The 16,900-nt window shown below is 61.1% G+C and carries 14 protein-coding genes; 5 read left to right on the plus strand and 9 right to left on the minus strand.

The features are described 5' to 3' along the window. Positions 1 to 10: 10 nt before the first annotated feature. Both HX824_RS08305 and HX824_RS08310 read right to left on the minus strand, forming a co-directional pair. Positions 11 to 2,536: a sulfite reductase flavoprotein subunit alpha gene (locus HX824_RS08305; protein WP_043225863.1), complete on the minus strand. Its 2,526-nt coding sequence runs from the start codon at positions 2,534 to 2,536 to the stop codon at positions 11 to 13. A gap of 135 nt (positions 2,537 to 2,671) precedes the next feature. Beyond that, positions 2,672 to 4,966, minus strand: coding sequence for a TonB-dependent siderophore receptor (locus tag HX824_RS08310; RefSeq protein WP_177054429.1), 2,295 nt, complete (start codon positions 4,964 to 4,966; stop codon positions 2,672 to 2,674). Between the two features lie 219 nt (positions 4,967 to 5,185). Between HX824_RS08310 and HX824_RS08315 the strand changes: the two genes are divergently transcribed. Continuing rightward, positions 5,186 to 5,866, plus strand: a complete 681-nt coding sequence (locus tag HX824_RS08315) for a Fe2+-dependent dioxygenase (RefSeq protein ID WP_003215964.1) — start codon at positions 5,186 to 5,188, stop codon at positions 5,864 to 5,866. Positions 5,867 to 5,868: 2 nt separating this feature from the next. Further along, positions 5,869 to 6,669, plus strand: a complete 801-nt coding sequence (locus tag HX824_RS08320) for a tetratricopeptide repeat protein (protein ID WP_177036230.1) — start codon at positions 5,869 to 5,871, stop codon at positions 6,667 to 6,669. A 66-nt stretch (positions 6,670 to 6,735) separates the two neighbouring features. On the opposite strand, the gene HX824_RS08325 is transcribed toward HX824_RS08320, so the two are convergent. The 5 genes from HX824_RS08325 to HX824_RS08345 form a co-directional block, all read right to left on the minus strand. Beyond that, the gene (locus tag HX824_RS08325; RefSeq protein ID WP_003215969.1) at positions 6,736 to 7,899 is read right to left on the minus strand and encodes a type III PLP-dependent enzyme; all 1,164 of its coding nucleotides are present in this window, start codon (positions 7,897 to 7,899) and stop codon (positions 6,736 to 6,738) included. Between the two features lie 474 nt (positions 7,900 to 8,373). Beyond that, entirely contained in the window at positions 8,374 to 9,531 is a 1,158-nt protein-coding gene (locus HX824_RS08330) for a betaine/proline/choline family ABC transporter ATP-binding protein (protein ID WP_008437274.1), read from the minus strand. Beyond that, complete coding sequence (locus HX824_RS08335) at positions 9,528 to 10,181, minus strand: ABC transporter permease (protein ID WP_003215973.1); 654 nt, start codon at positions 10,179 to 10,181, stop codon at positions 9,528 to 9,530. Before HX824_RS08335 ends, HX824_RS08330 begins: the two co-directional genes overlap by 4 nt. A gap of 11 nt (positions 10,182 to 10,192) precedes the next feature. Continuing rightward, entirely contained in the window at positions 10,193 to 11,086 is an 894-nt protein-coding gene (locus tag HX824_RS08340; protein ID WP_003215975.1) for a glycine betaine ABC transporter substrate-binding protein, read from the minus strand. Between the two features lie 38 nt (positions 11,087 to 11,124). Continuing rightward, positions 11,125 to 11,841: an ABC transporter permease gene (locus HX824_RS08345; protein ID WP_003215977.1), complete on the minus strand. Its 717-nt coding sequence runs from the start codon at positions 11,839 to 11,841 to the stop codon at positions 11,125 to 11,127. A gap of 331 nt (positions 11,842 to 12,172) precedes the next feature. On the opposite strand from HX824_RS08345, the gene HX824_RS08350 reads away from it, so the two are divergent. From HX824_RS08350 to HX824_RS08360, 3 genes are all read left to right on the plus strand, one after another. Beyond that, the gene (locus HX824_RS08350; RefSeq protein ID WP_003215978.1) at positions 12,173 to 13,756 is read left to right on the plus strand and encodes a peptide chain release factor 3; all 1,584 of its coding nucleotides are present in this window, start codon (positions 12,173 to 12,175) and stop codon (positions 13,754 to 13,756) included. A 188-nt stretch (positions 13,757 to 13,944) separates the two neighbouring features. Next, the gene (locus HX824_RS08355; protein WP_157222850.1) at positions 13,945 to 14,409 is read left to right on the plus strand and encodes a hypothetical protein; all 465 of its coding nucleotides are present in this window, start codon (positions 13,945 to 13,947) and stop codon (positions 14,407 to 14,409) included. A 151-nt stretch (positions 14,410 to 14,560) separates the two neighbouring features. Next, positions 14,561 to 14,836 (plus strand): hypothetical protein, encoded by a 276-nt coding sequence (locus HX824_RS08360; RefSeq protein ID WP_003215984.1) that lies wholly within the window; start codon positions 14,561 to 14,563, stop codon positions 14,834 to 14,836. 114 nt (positions 14,837 to 14,950) lie between these two features. Here HX824_RS08360 and HX824_RS08365 read toward each other — a convergent pair whose 3' ends face one another. Next, entirely contained in the window at positions 14,951 to 15,922 is a 972-nt protein-coding gene (locus HX824_RS08365) for a peptide ABC transporter ATP-binding protein (protein ID WP_003215987.1), read from the minus strand. After that, complete coding sequence (locus HX824_RS08370) at positions 15,922 to 16,890, minus strand: ABC transporter ATP-binding protein (protein ID WP_003215989.1); 969 nt, start codon at positions 16,888 to 16,890, stop codon at positions 15,922 to 15,924. The genes HX824_RS08365 and HX824_RS08370 overlap by 1 nt, the downstream gene beginning before the upstream one ends. Between the last annotated feature and the right edge of the window lie 10 nt (positions 16,891 to 16,900).

Genomic DNA, 16,900 nt, shown 5'->3' on the forward strand with positions numbered 1-16,900 from the left:
CTTCAGGGGGTCAGTAAACATCCCGGCGGTAGCGGCCCTGCTCGATCAAGCGTTCGACGGCTTCGCTGCCCAGCACATCGTGCAGCACCTGATCCACACCCGCCGCCATCCCCTGCAAACTGCCGCAGACGTAAATCGCGGCGCCATCGGCCACCCATTTACGCAGCACATCCGCTGATTCGCGCAGGCGATCCTGCACGTAGATTTTCTCTGCCTGGTCCCGGGAAAAGGCCAGGTCCAGTAGCGCCAGGTCACCGCTGGCCAGCCAGCCTTGCAGCTCGTCCTGGCAGTGGTAGTCATGGGCGATATTGCGTTCGCCAAACAGCAGCCAGTTGCGCTGCTGGCCGTCGGCAACCCGCGCCTTGAGCAGGCTGCGCAACCCGGCAAGGCCGGTGCCGTTGCCTAGCAGGATCATCGGGAGCGGCTCGGTCGGCAGATGGAAACCACTGTTGCGCCGCACTCGCAGGCTGATGGTCGAACCCAGCGGTGCATGTTCGGTCAACCAGCCGGAACCCACGCCCACGCTGCCATCGGGGTGACGCTCCTGGCGCACGATCAGCTCCAGCACACCGTCGCTGGCAATCGAGGCGATGGAGTATTCGCGCATGCCCAGCGGCACCAGTGCATTGACCAGCGCCTGGGCATGCAGGCCCACCAGGTGTGCGCGATTGTCCGGCAGTTGGCGGCCGGCCAGGGCCTGGTCGAGGGTGTGTGCAAGGCCGTCGACTACCACACCTTCGCTGCCGGCCAGTCCCAGGCCTTCCAGGAAGTGTTCGATGGCCCATGGGCAATTGCGTGGCAGCACTTCCACTAGGTCGCCGGCCAGCCAGTCCCGGGGGGCTGGCGGGGTGAGCCCGAGCAAATAGACGCCGGAGCCACTGCTGTGCGGGTTGAGCAGGGTGCGTTGCTTCAGGGTCCAGTTTTCATAGGTCGCGCTGGCCCATGCCGCAGCGGGTGCATGGCCGGTCAGTTGGCCCAGTTGTTGTTGCCAGTGCAGCAACGCATCGGTGTCGCCGCTGTCGACTTCCACCGGGGCGAACAGCGGGTTGCCGCCCTGGTTGGTCAGCCAGAAATGCAGGCGCCGGGCGAAGCCGCAGAAGTGTTGGTACTGGCGATCACCCAGGGCCAACACCGAGTAGTTCAGGCCCTTGAGGGACAGGTCCTGGCCGAGCACGCTGCGCTCGAAACCGCGGGCGCTGTCTGGTGCCTCGCCGTCGCCGAAGGTGCTGACCACGAACAGCGCATGGCTCGATTGGCGCAAATCCTCTTCGCTGACGCTGCCCAGCGACTGCACGTTCACTGGCACGCCGGCGGCCTGCAACTGCCCGGCGGTCTGCCAGGCCAGTTGCTCGGCAAAGCCGCTCTGGCTGGCAAAGCCGATCAGCCAGGCCGGCGCGTCGCTGTGGTTGCCGGTCAGGCCTTTGCGGGCATCGCGCACCTGGCGTTTCTTGCGGCGGCGGTCCAGGTACAACAGCCAGCCGGTGATGAAGAACAGCGGCATCAGCAGCGCGCTGAACGTCAGGATGATCCGGCCGGGCAGGCCGAAGTAGCTGCCGGTGTGCAGCGCATAGATACTGGTCAGGATCTGCGCCTTGAAGCTTTTGCCGGCGTAGGTGTCATGGGATTTGACTTCGCCGGTGGCCGGGTCGAGGTTGATCTGGTTCAGCGCGCGATCGTGGGGCGAGGTCTTCAGCAGGTAGTAGACGGTGGCGGGTTGGCCGGCGACCGCGGGCATGCGGATGTTGTAGCCGCTCAAGCCGGGGCCGGCGTTGCTGTAGATGCTGCTCCAGATCGCGGCGTAATTGGCCACCGGCGCAGGCCCTTCGGGGGCCGGGCCGCGCTTGCGTACGCGTTCGTTCTGCGGCGCGTCGGACAGCAGTCTGGTCATGCCGTTGCTGTACCACTCGTAGGACCAGAACAGTCCGGTGAGTGCCGCCAGAAGATAGAACAGCAGGCACCAGGTGCCGAATACCGAGTGCAGGTCCCAGTTGAAACTGCGGCCTTTCTTGCGCCAGTCCACCGCCAGCCATGCACGCCAGCTTGCCACTTGGCGCGGCCAGCGCAGGTACAGGCCCGAGAGGCAGAAGAACACCAGGATCAGCGTACAGGCGCCGGTGATTTGCCGGCCGGTGTCGCCGATGGCGAGGAAACGGTGCAGTTGCAGCACGAAGCCGAAGAAGTCCTGGCCGACGGCATCGCCCAGGTAATCGCCGGTGTACGGGTCGAAGTAGCGCATCTGCCCGCGGCGTTCACCGGGCGGTGGGGTGAACCAGACCTTGGCTGCGTTGGTGCTGTCGGGCTGCACCGTGAGCATCGACACGACTTTGCCTTCACGGGCTTCCAGCAGGTGCACCAGTTCAGCGGGCGGCAGTACCCCGGCCGGACGCTTTTCCACCGTCAACACCGTCGGGTTCAGCAACTCGATGATTTCATCCTGGAACGACACCGTCGCGCCGGTGATCCCCATCAAGGCCAACACCAGCCCGGCGGTAATGCCGAAGAACCAATGCAACTGGAACAGGGTTTTCTTCAACACGTCGTACGGCCTCGTCATCAGGTTAGGTGTTTCACGGCGCGCATTATGCCGCGAGTTGTCGAGAAACATTCTTTTTTACACGCAAAAACCCCACGCATCCGATGCGTGGGGTTTCGTGCAGTCATTTGTATCGGTTTAGAAATGGAAACTGGTGGTCAGCAGGGCCGTACGACCGGCTGCCTGGTTGGCAAAATGCGAGGCATAGGCCTTGTCGTAGTAGGTCTTGTCGGTGAGGTTCTGCACGTTCAACTGCAGGTCGACGTTCTTGGTCAGCTTGTAGCTGGCCATAGCGTCGTAGCGGGTGTAGGACGGCACGTAGACGGTGTTGCCCGCATCGCCGTAGACCTCGTCGACATAGAACGCGCCGCCGCCGATGGTGAGCTTGGGTGTCACGTCATACGTCGTCCACAGGCTGAAGGTGTTCTTCGGCGTGTTGGGCATCTGGTTGCCTTTGTTCGAGCCGGCACTGACGACACCGTTACGACCGTTCAGGCCCGGGTCCACCAGTTCGCTTTTCAGGTAGCTGTAGCCGGCGAACACTTGCCATTGATCGGTCAGCTTGCCGCTGGCGGAAAGCTCCAGGCCGTCGACGCGGGATTCGCCACCGTTTTCATAGGTCAGCGCGTCCACCAGGATCCGCGTGTTTTTCTTCTCGGTGCGGAACACCGCGGCGGTCAGGGACAGGCGGTCGTGGAACATGTCCCACTTGGTGCCCAGCTCGTAGTTGACGGTCTCTTCCGGTTTCAGGTCGCTGGTGGCGGCGCCGGCAGACAGCGGGTTGCCGTCGGCGCCTTCACCTACCAGGCCGCCGGCCGGTGAGGCCGAGGTGGCGTAGGAGGCATAGATGCTGCCGTTTTCAACCGGCTTCCAGACCAGGCCCGCCTGCCAGTTGAAGAACTGGCTGTCGTTCTTGATCTTGTTGCGGGCCTTGACGGTGGCGGTCGGCACCGCATTGGTGTTGGCCACGGTGTCGAAGGTGTCGTAGCGCAGGCCGACGTTCAGCAGCCATTTCGGGTCCAGCTCGATGGTGTCGAACACATAGGCGGCACGGCTGGTGGCCTTGGTGTTGGTGCCGTTGTAGTTGCGCGCAATGCTGCCGGTCCAGGCATCGTCCGGGTTCGGGTTGCCCAGCGAGGTGCACTGGCCGCCTTTGCCGGGCGCCGGGCAACCGGGGTTGCTGTTCGGGCTGACGGTGTAGCCGCTGTAGCGGGTTTCTTCGCCGGTGAATTCCAGCCCGGTGGAGTAGGTGTTCTTGAAGCCCAGCGCCTGGAAGCTGCCAAACAGATCGGTCTGGTTGGTGGTGGTCTCGGTGGTGGACACGCGGGTGTTCGCGCGGCGCCACACGGTGCCGAACTGGTTGACGTTGTGCTGGCTGTCGTCGGGTTGGGTGACGATATAGTCCTGGCCGGTGTTGCCGTGGCGCAGGGTGTTTTTCAGCGTCATGTTGTCGTTCAGGTCGTGCTCGATGGAGAACGTGCTGATGTCGGCGCGGGTCTTGCGGAAGTCGCGATCCTTGAGGCCGTAGAAGTTGTTGCTGTCGCCGCCGTCGGTTGGCTTGTCATGCACGTGGGCGGCTCTTGCGCCGCTGTTGCTGTAGCCATACGGAATGCCCGAATCCGGCAGGTCGTTGCTTTCCATGTGGTAGTAGCTGAGGTTGACGCGAGTCGGGGTGCCCAGGCCGAAGGTCAGCGACGGCGCCACGCCCCAGCGGTCGTAGTTGACGGCATCACGCCCGGCGACGTTCTGTTCGTGGCTCATCAGGTTCAGGCGGAAGGCCGCGCTGTCGAGGAACTGACGGTTGACGTCGAGCACATAACGGCGGGTCTGGTCGGAGCCGTAGGTGAAGCCACCGTTGGTGAAGTCCCGCGCCTGTGGCGTCTTGCTCACCAGGTTGAGGCTGCCGCCGGCCGAGCCGCGGCCGCCGAAGGACGAGTTGGGGCCTTTGCTGACTTCGATGGATTCGATGTCGAAGATCTCGCGGCTCTGGCCACCCGTGTCGCGCACGCCGTCGAGGTAGGTATCGCCCTGGGCGTCGAAGCCGCGAATGAACGGACGGTCGCCCTGCGGGTTGCCGCCTTCACCGGCGCCGAAGGTAATCCCCGGCACGGTGCGCAAGGCGTCCTGCAACGAGGTGGCGGCGGTGTCCTTGAGCACTTGCTGCGGCACCACGGTGACCGAGCGAGGAGTATCTACCAGCGGCGCGGTGTACTTCTGCGAGGAGGCTTTTTCGACCTGGTAGGACGTGCTGTCCTGTTCCTGGCCGGTGATGCTGGTGGCTCCCAGGGAAATGCTGTTGCGCTCGCCTTTCTGCTCGGTGTCTTCAGCAGCTTGCGCCATTTGGGCGGCAGAGCTGGCGCTGATGGCAACGCCGATGGCCGAGGCCAGCAAACGTGGTGAACTGGCAGGTGTTTTTATCGAAGTGCGCGGCATGAGTGTGTCCTTTCCCCAAGGAGGTGAGGCCGCGGAATATAAGGAGAACAAGACTTCATATCAATTGAGATACATTACTATTCGCACTGAATTTACGTTCTTTACACTTTTTGCTTACGGTTTTTACGATCTCGTTCGTCCTTTGGGCGGGAGTAGGGTTGTACACAGTCAATAAGAATCACTACCATTGGCGCCTCACTGTTTTCAGGTAATGCCTCCATGTTGCTGCACATTCCCGGCCTGTTCTCTCGCGAGGAAGTGCTGCGCATCCGCGAAGCCCTGGCGCACACCGAATGGGCCGACGGCAAAATCACTGCCGGGCACCAATCGGCCAAGGCCAAACACAACCTGCAACTGCCGGAAGGCCACCCGCTGGCAAAGGAAATCGGCGCGGCGATCCTCGATCGACTGTGGAAAAATCCGCTGTTCATGTCAGCGGCGTTACCGCACAAGGTCTTCCCGCCATTGGTCAACTGTTACACCGCCGGCGGCAGTTTCGACTTCCATATCGACAACGCCGTGCGCCAGTCCAAGGGCAGCCACGAGCGGGTGCGCACTGACCTTTCCTCCACCGTATTTTTCAGCGACCCCGACGACTACGACGGCGGCGAGCTGGAAATCCAGGACACCTTCGGCCTGCAGCGGGTCAAGTTGCCGGCGGGCGACATGGTGCTGTACCCCGGCTCCAGCCTGCACAAGGTCAACGCCGTGACCCGTGGCGCGCGCTACGCCTCGTTTTTCTGGACCCAAAGCCTGGTGCGCGAGGACAGCCAGCGCACCTTGCTGTTCGAGATGGACGGGGCGATCCAGCAACTGAGCCGCGACGTGCCCGACCACCCCGCGCTGATCCAGCTCACCGGCACCTATCACAACCTGCTGCGCCGCTGGGTTGAGGTCTGAGCGTGGGCTTTTTATTGCGCCGTGAAGAAGTCCTCAACGTTGAGCAATTGCAGAGCATGCTCGACGACTCCCCGGTGCGCGCCGCCCAGGCGATTTTGATCGCCGCGAAGGAGGGCGTGGTGGATGCCCAGGCGCTGCTCGGGCAAATCCTGCTGGAAGGGCGCGGCATCGAGCGCGATGAAGCACTGGCGATGCGCTGGTTCCGCATTGCCGCCCAGGGCGGGCATTTGATGGCGCGCAATATGCTCGGGCGTTGCCTGGAGCATGGCTGGGGTTGCGAGGCGGATGCCGTGGCGGCGGCCCGGGAATATCGTCGGGCGGCCGAGGCCGGGCTGGATTGGGGTTTGTACAACTACGCCAACCTGCTGGCGACCGGGCGCGGGGTTGCCGAGGATCAAGCCCAGGCGCTGGCGTGTTATCGACAGGCGGCGGAACTGGGCCATGCCAAGTCGATGAACCTGCTGGGGCGTTATCTGGAAGAAGGGCAGTACTGCCCGAGGGATCTGGAGGCGGCGGTGGCGTGGTATCGCCAGTCAGCAGAAGGCGGGGATTTTCGCGGGCAGTTCAGTTATGCGGCGGTGTTGGCGGACCGGGGCGAGATAGAAACGGCACTGGAATGGTTGCGCAAGGCACTGGCGGGCGGGAATTTGAAGTTCTTGCGGGTGGCGCACAAGGCGTTGTGTGCCGCCAATGAGCCGCAGATACGGGCAATGGCCGAGATCTATCAAGAGCATGCGATTGAACTTGATCGTTCCCACGCGCTGCGTGGAAATGCCGCCCTGGACGCTCTGCGTCCGCTCTAACGGCGTGACGCAGAGCGTCACCGGATGCGTTCCCACGCAGAGCGTGGGAACGATCAGGGCGTGCGTTTACAGGTAGAACGATTTCAATGGCGGGAAGCCATTGAATTCAACGGCGCTGTAGCTGGTGGTGTACGCACCGGTGGACAACCAGTACATCCGGTCACCAATCGCCAGGTTCAGCGGCAGGCCGTACTTGTAGTTCTCGTACATGATGTCGGCGCTGTCGCAGGTCGGGCCGGCGATGACCACTTCTTCCATCTCGCCTTTCTTCTCGGTCCAGATCGGGAACTTGATGGCTTCGTCCATGGTTTCGATCAGGCCGGAGAATTTGCCCACGTCGGTGTAGACCCAACGCTCGACGGCGGTGCGGGATTTACGCGCAACCAGTACCACTTCGCTGACCAGGATCCCGGCGTTGGCGATCAACGAACGGCCCGGCTCCAGGATGATTTCCGGCAGATCGTCACCGAAGTCTTCCTTGAGGAAGCGGATGATTTCCTCGGCGTAGGTTTCCAGGCTGTTGGTGCGGGTGATGTAGTTGGCCGGGAAGCCGCCGCCCATATTGATCAGCTTCAGGTGGATGCCGTCTTCTTCCTTCAGGCGCTCGAAGATCACTTTGACCTTGGCAATCGCCGCGTCCCACACGCTGATGTCACGCTGCTGCGAGCCGACGTGGAAGGAGATGCCGTAAGGCACCAGGCCCAGGTCGCGAGCGAGAATCAGCAGGTCCATGGCCATGTCGGTCTGGCAGCCGAATTTGCGCGACAGCGGCCAGTCGGCGGTGGTCGAGCCTTCGGTGAGGATACGCACATACACTTTCGAACCCGGGGCGGCCTTGGCGATGTTGCGCAGGTCGGCTTCGGAGTCGGTGGAGAACAGGCGCACGCCCTTCTCGTAGAAGTAGCGGATGTCCTTGGATTTCTTGATGGTGTTGCCGTAGCTGATACGGTCGGGGCTGACGCCGCGGTCCATGACCTTGTCCAGCTCGTAGATCGACGCGATGTCGAAGCTCGAACCCTTGTCCTTGAGCAGGTCGATGATCTCGACGGCCGGGTTGGCCTTGACGGCGTAATACACCTTGGCGAATTCGAAACCGGCGCGCAGGTCATCGTAGGCCTGGCTGATCATCGCGGTGTCGATCACCACGAACGGGGTTTCCTGGGTGTCGGCGAACGCCTTCATTTTGTCAAAAGTGGCGCGCGCGAAATAGTCTTCGACCTGGATCGACATGCTGGGAACTCCTACTGGCAAACTAGATTGATCAATGGGTGCAAATGAACGTCCTCCGTATCCCCACTTTGGTTCGCCTACTTCCCAAGGCATGTCGCCGAAAGCAAAAAGGCCATGGGATCAACCGCTTCCCTTGGCCTTGCTGTCTCGTCGTCAGTACTTGAGCCGGATGGATCGTTTCCAGCATGGACGTTCGGCGCGAACTTTAGGACGTGAGGGGCTATAGATCAACTAAAAATGTCGCGTTTTTGCACGCGTTCGTCGTGCGGTCGCGTGCAGCTACTTATGTAACCGACCGGTATGACGGATTGATGTTCCCCGGTAGGGGCAATTTGAGGTGTTGCGGGTACAGTGAAGATCCAATGTGGGAGCGGGCTTGCTCGCGAATGCGGTGTATCAGCCAATGCATCCGGTGACTGACACTCCGCCTTCGCGAGCAAGCCCGCTCCCACATTTTGACCGCTGTGTGTCAGGTCAGGCCAGTGCTGTCTCGGCAGGCGACACAATGCTGGTCTTGCCCCCACGGGACTTACCGGAACTCAGGTACTCGGCAATCGACTCCTGGGTCACTTCCCCGAGGAACACCCGCTCCGCATCCATCACCGGCAACCACGAGCGGTTGAACTCGTACATCCGCGACAGCAGGATGCGCAAATGCTCGTCATACGCCGCCGTGGCGTTGAATTCCCGCAGGTACTGGCCGCAGGTACCGGTCTGACGATGCAGGTCGCGACGTCGCACATAACCCAGGGCCTTGTTCTCGGCATCGGTGACCACCACGTAGCGACGGTCCAGCTCATCCATCTGCTCCAGGGCATCCGCCACCGGGGTTTCCGGGCTGACCGACGGCGCGTTGTCCGCCGCATCTTCAGCCTTCACCAGCAGCAGGCGCTTGAGGGTGCTGTCCTGGCCAACGAAGTTGCTGACGAACTCGTCGGCAGGGTGGGCCAGCAGGGTGTCCGGGTGGTCGATCTGCAGCAGCTTGCCGGCGCGGAAGATCGCGATCTTGTCACCCAGCTTGATGGCTTCGTCGATGTCGTGGCTGACCATGATCACGGTCTTGTTCAGCGCGCGCTGCATCTCGAAAAACTCGTTCTGGATCATCTCGCGGTTGATCGGGTCGACCGCGCCGAACGGCTCATCCATCAGCAGCAACGGTGCATCCGCCGCCAGGGCGCGGATCACGCCGATCCGCTGTTGCTGGCCGCCGGACAGCTCACGCGGGTAGCGATGCAGGTACTGCTTGGGTTCGAGCTTGATCATGCTCATCAACTCGCGGGCGCGGTCGTGGCATTTCTGCTTGTCCCAGCCCAGCAGCTTGGGCACCACCACGATGTTCTCTTCGATGGTCATGTTCGGGAACAGACCGATCTGCTGGATCACGTAGCCGATGTTGCGACGCAGGGTCACTTCGTCGAGGTCGGTGGTGTCTTCGCCGTTGATCAGGATCTTGCCGGAGGTCGGCTTGATCAGGCGGTTGATCATCTTCAGCGTGGTGCTCTTGCCGCAGCCCGAGGGGCCGAGGAATACGCAAATTTCGCCTTCGTTGACGGTCAGGCTTACGGAATCAACGGCGGTGATGGTCTTGCCGTTGCTTTGGAAGGTCTTGGTCAGGTTTTGAAGTTCGATCATTTGAGCAGTCCTTTTGGAGTCAGCGTGCGTTGCAGCCATTGCAGAAGCAGGTCGGCGAAGATGGCCAGGAGACTGACCAGCACGGCGCCAACGATCAGCATCGACATGTCGCTGCGGCTGATGGAAGCCAGAATAAGTACACCCAGGCCACCGGCGCCGATGGTGGCGGCGATGGTCATCACACCAATGTTCATGACGACGGCGGTGCGCACACCGGCGAGGATCACCGGTACGGCAATCGGCAGCTCGACCATGCGCAAGCGCTGGCCGAAGGTCATGCCGATGCCTTTGGCGGCCTCGCGAATGCCTGGCTCAACGCCGGTGAGGGCGAGGTAGGTGTTACGCATGATGGGCAACAGGGAATAGAGGAACACGGCGGTGATCGCCGGCATCGGCCCCAGGCCCTGGCCGAACTTGGAGTAGAACGGCAGCAGCAGGCCGAACAGCGCAATCGACGGCACGGTCAGCAACACCGTGGCACTGGCTTGCAATGGGCCGGCGAGCGTCGGGAAGCGGGTCATCAGCACGCCCAGGGGCACGCCGACGACGATTGCGAGGATCACTGCAATGCCGACCAGGGTGATGTGCTGCCAGGTCAGGTGCAGGACTTGGGCCCAATCAAGATGGGAAAAGGCGTTCAGGAATTCCATGTCTTCTCCTCTTAGTTGATCGGATGCTGGCGCAGGAAATCTGCGGCCACGGCGGACGGGCTTTCGTGGTCGACGTCGACCCGCGCGTTCAGCTGGCGCATGGTTTCGTCGTCGAACAGCGCAGCCAGTGGCTTGAGATCAGCGGCCAGTTGCGGATGGGCATCGAGGTAAACCTGACGCACCACCGGCGCGGCGGTGTAGTCCGGGAAGTAGTGCTTGTCGTCTTCCAGCAGCTTCAATTTGAAGGCGTTCAGGCGACCGTCGGTGGTGTAGACCAAGCCGGCAAACACCTGGCCATTACGCAGCGCGGTGTACACCAGGCCGGCGTCCATCTGCCGGGTGTTCTTGCGGGTCAGGTTCATGTCGTACAGCTTGACCATGCCGGCCATGCCGTCGGAACGGTTGGCGAACTCGGTGTCCAGGGCCACCAGGCGGTTTTCCTTGGTTTTCTCGGCCAGTGCCGCGGTCAGGTCGCTGATGCTGTTGATCTGCGGGAATTCCTTGGCCACGTTCTCTGGCAGGGCCAGGGCGTAGGTGTTGCTGAATTTCGACGGAGAGAGCCAGACCAGGCCTTTTTTCGCGTCGAGTTCTTTCACTCGGGCGTAGGACTGTTCGCTGTCGAGCTTCTCGTCGACATGGTTGTAGGCCACCAGCGACACGCCGGTGTATTCCCAGATCAGGTCCAGTTGCCCGCTTTCCTGGGCACTGCGCGCCAGGTTGCTGCCCAGGCCGCCGGTCACACGGGTGTCGTAGCCCTTGGTGCGCAGGTACTGGGAGGTGATTTCGGCGAGCAGGGTCTGTTCAGTGAACACTCGGGCGCCGATGCGGATGACCGGTTTTTCAGCGGCTTGCGCAAACCCTGCGAACAGCAGGACGCAGCTCAATATCAATGTCAGTTTTTTCATGTGAATTCCTGTTTCAGGCCCAAGACGGGGCCAAAGCCTTAAGACGGACGCAACCCGCGTTCCAGCCAAAGGCGGCTGGCCATGGTCACCAGACCGTCGAGCAGCAAGGCCAGCAGCGCGGTGCATGCGGCGCCGAGCAGCAGTTGCGGCTGATTGTTCAGGGCGATGCCGGGGAAGATCAGGCTGCCCAGGCTGTTGGCGCCAATCAGGAACGCCAGGGGCGCGGTACCGACGTTGATCGCCAGGGCCACGCGCACACCGCCGATGATGATCGGCACGGCGTTGGGCAATTCCACGCGAAACAGCACCTGGCGCGGCGTCATGCCGATGCCGACGGCGGCTTCTTTCAGGGAACCTTGAACGTTTTTCAGGCCTTCATAGGTGTTGCGCACGATGGGCAGCAACGAGGCGAGGAACAGCGCGAAGATCGCGGGGCCGCTGCCGATGCCAAGGACACCGAGGGCGATGGCCAGTACGGCCAGGGGAGGGACGGTATTGCCGATGTTGAAGATCTGCATGAAGCGTTCTGCGCGCCCGACCATGTTGGGTCGGCTCAGCAGGATACCGGCGGGAATCCCTACGATCAGGGCGGCCAGCATCGAAACAAGGACGAGGATCAAGTGAGCTTGCAGGTAAAACAACAAATCGTCGCGGTACAGTTCGATCGTGTTGATGCCGATCCAGTGGACCAGCAGGGCCAGGAGAGCGACGACAACCGCTCCTCCTATCAGCCCTTTGCCATAGCGAATAGCCACAGGCGGACTCCTTTTTTCTTTTGTCGGCGAACACATTTCCGAGCGGCAATGCCATTCCTGGCTGTCGGCGAATGTGGTCGCGAATAGCAGCTCGCCCCTACCGGCAACGCGGTATGCGGTCGAGCCATGAGCGCAGCCTCGTCAGGCTAACTTGCTGATTTTTCAGCCCCTGTTACGAGTGCGATAGCAGGGGAGTGGACGTCTCTACCTTTTAAAAGGTTCCATACTTGGCAGCAATTAGCCACCCCCAATGGGGTGAACGGTGGTCCGTCACCCCGGGTTTGCGCTATACTCGCCGCCCTTTTTTGACTCACCTGCCAGGCGATTTCCCATGACCCACCAGGCCGCCGAAGTCGCGAAACGCCGCACTTTCGCCATTATTTCCCACCCCGATGCCGGTAAAACCACCATCACCGAAAAGCTGTTGCTGATGGGCAAGGCGATCGCGGTGGCCGGCACGGTGAAATCCCGTAAATCCGACCGCCATGCCACCTCCGACTGGATGGAAATGGAAAAGCAGCGTGGTATTTCCATTACCACGTCGGTCATGCAGTTCCCGTATCGCGACCACATGATCAACCTGCTCGACACCCCGGGCCACGAAGACTTCTCCGAAGACACCTACCGCACCCTGACGGCGGTGGACTCGGCGCTGATGGTCCTCGACGGCGGTAAAGGCGTCGAGCCCCGCACCATCGCGCTGATGGACGTGTGCCGCCTGCGGGATACGCCGATTGTCAGCTTTATCAACAAACTCGACCGTGACATCCGCGACCCGATCGAACTGCTGGACGAAATCGAAGCCGTCCTGAAGATCAAGGCCGCGCCGATCACCTGGCCGATTGGTTGCTACCGCGACTTCAAGGGCGTGTACCACCTGGCCGACGACTACATCATTGTGTACACCGCCGGCCACGGCCACGAACGTACCGATGTGAAAATCATCGAGAAGCTCGACTCCGACGAAGCCCGCGCCCACCTGGGTGACGAGTACGACCGGTTTGTCGACCAGCTGGAACTGGTGCAGGGCGCCTGCCACGAGTTCAACCAGCAGGAATTCCTCGACGGCCAGCTGACGCCGGTGTTCTTCGGTACCGCCCTGGGCAACTTCGGTGTCGACCACGTGCTGGATGCCGTGGTCAATTGGGCCCCCAAGCCGCTGGCCCGGGTTGCCAACGAGCGTACCGTGGAGCCTGTGGAAGAGAAATTCGCCGGCTTCGTGTTCAAGATCCAGGCGAACATGGACCCCAAGCACCGCGACCGTATCGCCTTCATGCGTATCTGCTCCGGCAAATACGAAAAAGGCATGAAAATGCGCCACGTGCGTACCGGCAAGGACGTGCGCATCGGCGACGCCCTGACCTTCTTCTCCTCCGAGCGTGAGCAGCTTGAAGAAGCGTATGCCGGCGACATCATCGGCTTGCACAACCACGGCACCATCCAGATCGGTGACACCTTCACCGAAGGCGAAGTGCTGGGCTTCACCGGTATCCCGCACTTCGCCCCGGAACTGTTCCGCCGCGTACGCCTGCGTGACCCGCTGAAATCCAAGCAACTGCGCCAGGGTTTGCAGCAGTTGGCGGAAGAGGGCGCCACTCAGGTGTTCTTCCCGGAGCGCAGCAACGACATCATCCTCGGCGCCGTCGGTGTGCTGCAGTTCGATGTAGTGGCCAGTCGCCTGAAAGAGGAATACAAGGTGGAATGCTCCTATGAGCCGATCACCGTGTACTCCGCGCGCTGGATCGACTGCAGCGATAAGAAGAAGCTGGAAGAGTTCAAGATCAAGGCCGTGGAAAACCTCGCGATCGACGGCGGTGGTCACCTGACCTACCTGGCCCCGACTCGGGTCAACCTGGCGCTGATGGAAGAGCGCTGGCCGGATGTGAAATTCCGCGCGACCCGTGAGCATCATTAAGATCTGAGCGGTACACCAAAAGGCGAAGCTGTCATGGCTTCGCCTTTTTTCATGCCCGAGAAAAGTGAATGGGCGGGTGTTGCATGCTTGCTGAATCGTTTCTCTGTGAGACTTGACAGTATTTCCCTGCCTTGCCTTCGGTCTATAAAGGCGATGCAGCGAGTCCCTTTAAAAGATGAGGTGATGACATGACTGATCCTAAAGCAAACGGTTCTTCAGGTGATATGCACGTTGTTTTAGTGCCTGAGCAAAATATGATGCTGACCCATGATGTCTTGCTTACTGCACTGTCCCGTCTAGTTGCAGTCGCTGGATACCATGGAGGGGTTAATGGGGTATCCATTCACTTTCTTCGAACAGGTCTTTCAGGCATTCAAAAAGGTGATGTTTTCAAAGTCGGTGTTCATGATGGCCTGGAAGTGGCGGCGATTGATTACACGTTCGAAGGTGATAACAGCATCCATGAGGCGGTAGACGGAAAAATTACTGTAGAGGATATCGATCATTCGCTGCCCTCTCTTCGTCTTAGCTTTGAGTTTCACGGCGAATTCAACCACGAAGTTGAAAACTTCCATGGGTCGTGCCGAGTCGAGGGGCTGGACAATTCCGGCTATGAAAAGATCAAGAGCCGATTTTCGAAAGACAGGCGATAAGCGTAGAAAACCGTTCGCAGGGGATTGAAGCGATTGTGCCGCCCATCCAGGCCAGGTGTTGCGAGAACGCCGCATTGGGTCTAGCGTCTATCGTGGCGACGGTAAAAGGCTGTCGTGCGCAATTCATCTTCTGACTGGGCGGAATTCGACCATGAGTATCTTTCAACGTGTGGTGCTGTTGCTCAAAGTGCTGGTGATGATGTCATTGGGCATGTCTGCCGCGTGGGCCAATACGGCTGTGCAAAGCCATGGCACAGGGTTTGTGGCGGCGAAGACGGTGCAGGCGGGTGGCTTGCAGTTGGCCAAGAGTGAATCCGAGCCCGGTGACGAAAACCAGGGCGGTTCCAAGGACGATGACGACGCCGAGAACCCGGACAATGATGGCGAAGACAGCGACACCTACAACGATGGCGACAGCGATACATAAGTAACGCAGGCAAAAGAAAGCCCCGCTTGCCGAACAGATGCGCTATCCGACAAGCAGGGCTGTAGAACACTGGAATGCTCTGGACTCACTCTCCAGAGCATTTTTTTTTGCACGTCAGACCACAAATTGCTCCGCGTAGTGGCAAGCCACCTGGCGGTTGTCCAGAGGTCGCAGCACCGGTTCATCGGTGCTGCACAGCTGGGTCGCGTACGGGCAGCGCTTGTGGAAGGCGCAGCCGGATGGCGGGTTCAACGGGTTGGGCAACTCCCCGACGATTTTGATCTTCGGTTTGTTCGGGTCCGGATGAATGGTCGGGGTCGCCGACAGCAACGCCTGGGTGTACGGGTGCAGCGGGCGTGCGTAGATGTCTTCCTTTGGACCGACTTCCACCGGGCGGCCGAGGTACATCACCATTACGTCGTCGGCGACGTGCTGCACCACCGCGAGGTTGTGGGAGATGAACACGTAGGCGGTGTTGAATTCCTGCTGCAAATCCATGAACAGGTTCAGCACCTGGGCCTGGATCGATACGTCCAGCGCCGAGGTCGGTTCATCCGCCACCAGCACCTTGGGTTGCAGCATCATCGCCCGCGCCAGTGCGATTCGCTGGCGCTGGCCGCCGGAGAACATGTGCGGGTAGCGCTGATAATGCTCAGGGCGCAGGCCCACTTGCTTCATCATCGCCTGGACCTTTTCCCGGCGCTCGGCGGCAGACAGGTTGGTGTTGATCAGCAGCGGCTCGCCCAGTTGGTCGCCGACCTTCTGGCGCGGGTTCAGCGAGGCGTAAGGGCTCTGGAACACCATCTGCACGTCTTTGCGCAGTTGCTTGCGCTGGGCCTTGTCGGCACCGGCGACTTCTTGCCCGGCGATTTTCAGCGAACCGGAAGACGGCTCTTCAATCAAGGTCAGGGCGCGGGCCAGGGTGGATTTGCCGCAACCGGACTCGCCCACGACCGCGAGGGTCTTGCCGGCTTCCAGTTCGAACGACACACCGTTGAGTGCGCGCACCAGGGCATGGCCCTTGAACAGGCCACGGGACACTTCGTAGTGACGGGTCAGGTCGCGGGCGGTAAGTACGACGGCCATTACGCCACCTCCTGATTCAGCGGGTAGAAGCAGCGGGCAAGGCTGTGGCTTTTCGGGTCAAGGCCCGGGCGTTGGGCGCGGCAGGACTCCTGCACATACGGGCACCGCGGCGACAGCAGGCAACCCTGCGGGCGATCATAACGGCCGGGAACGATACCCGGCAGCGTGGCCAGGCGCGTGGCGCCGAGGCTGTGCTCGGGGATCGCCTTGAGCAACGCTTCGCTGTACGGGTGCGCCGGGATGTCGAACAACTGCGGCACCTGGCCGACTTCCACGGCCTGGCCGGCATACATCACGCACACGCGCTGGGCGGTTTCGGCCACTACCGCGAGGTCGTGGGTGATCAGCACCAGGCCCATGTTCTGCTCTTTCTGCAAGGCCAGCAGCAGGTCCATGATCTGGGCCTGGATGGTTACGTCGAGGGCGGTGGTCGGTTCATCGGCGATCAGCAGTTTCGGCTCGCCGGCAATCGCCATGGCGATGGCCACACGTTGGCTCATACCACCGGACAGCTGGTGCGGGTAGGCATCCATACGGCTGGCTGCGCCCGGGATTTCCACCTTTTCGAGCAGTTCGATGGCACGCTTGCGCGCTTGCTTGCCGGACATTTTCAAATGCAGGCGCAGCACTTCTTCGATCTGGAAACCCACGGTGTAGCTGGGGTTCAGGGCGGTCATCGGGTCCTGGAAGACCATCGCCAGGTCTTTGCCGACGATCTGCCGGCGCTGGCGGTTGCTCAGCTTGAGCATGTCCTTGCCGTCGAAGTTCAGGGCGTCGGCAGTGACGATGCCGGGGTGCTCGATCAGGCCCATCAGCGCCATCATGGTCACGGATTTACCCGAACCCGACTCGCCAACGATCGCCAGTACTTCGCCTTTGTCGACGGAGATGTCGAGGCCATCGACCACCGGTACGGCGGTCTTGTCGCCGAAGCGGACATTGAGATTCTTGATTTCTAGCAGTGACATGGGAATCTCC

The sequence above is a fragment of the Pseudomonas sp. D4002 genome (genome assembly GCF_013385665.1).
In the GTDB taxonomy this organism is placed as follows: domain Bacteria; phylum Pseudomonadota; class Gammaproteobacteria; order Pseudomonadales; family Pseudomonadaceae; genus Aquipseudomonas.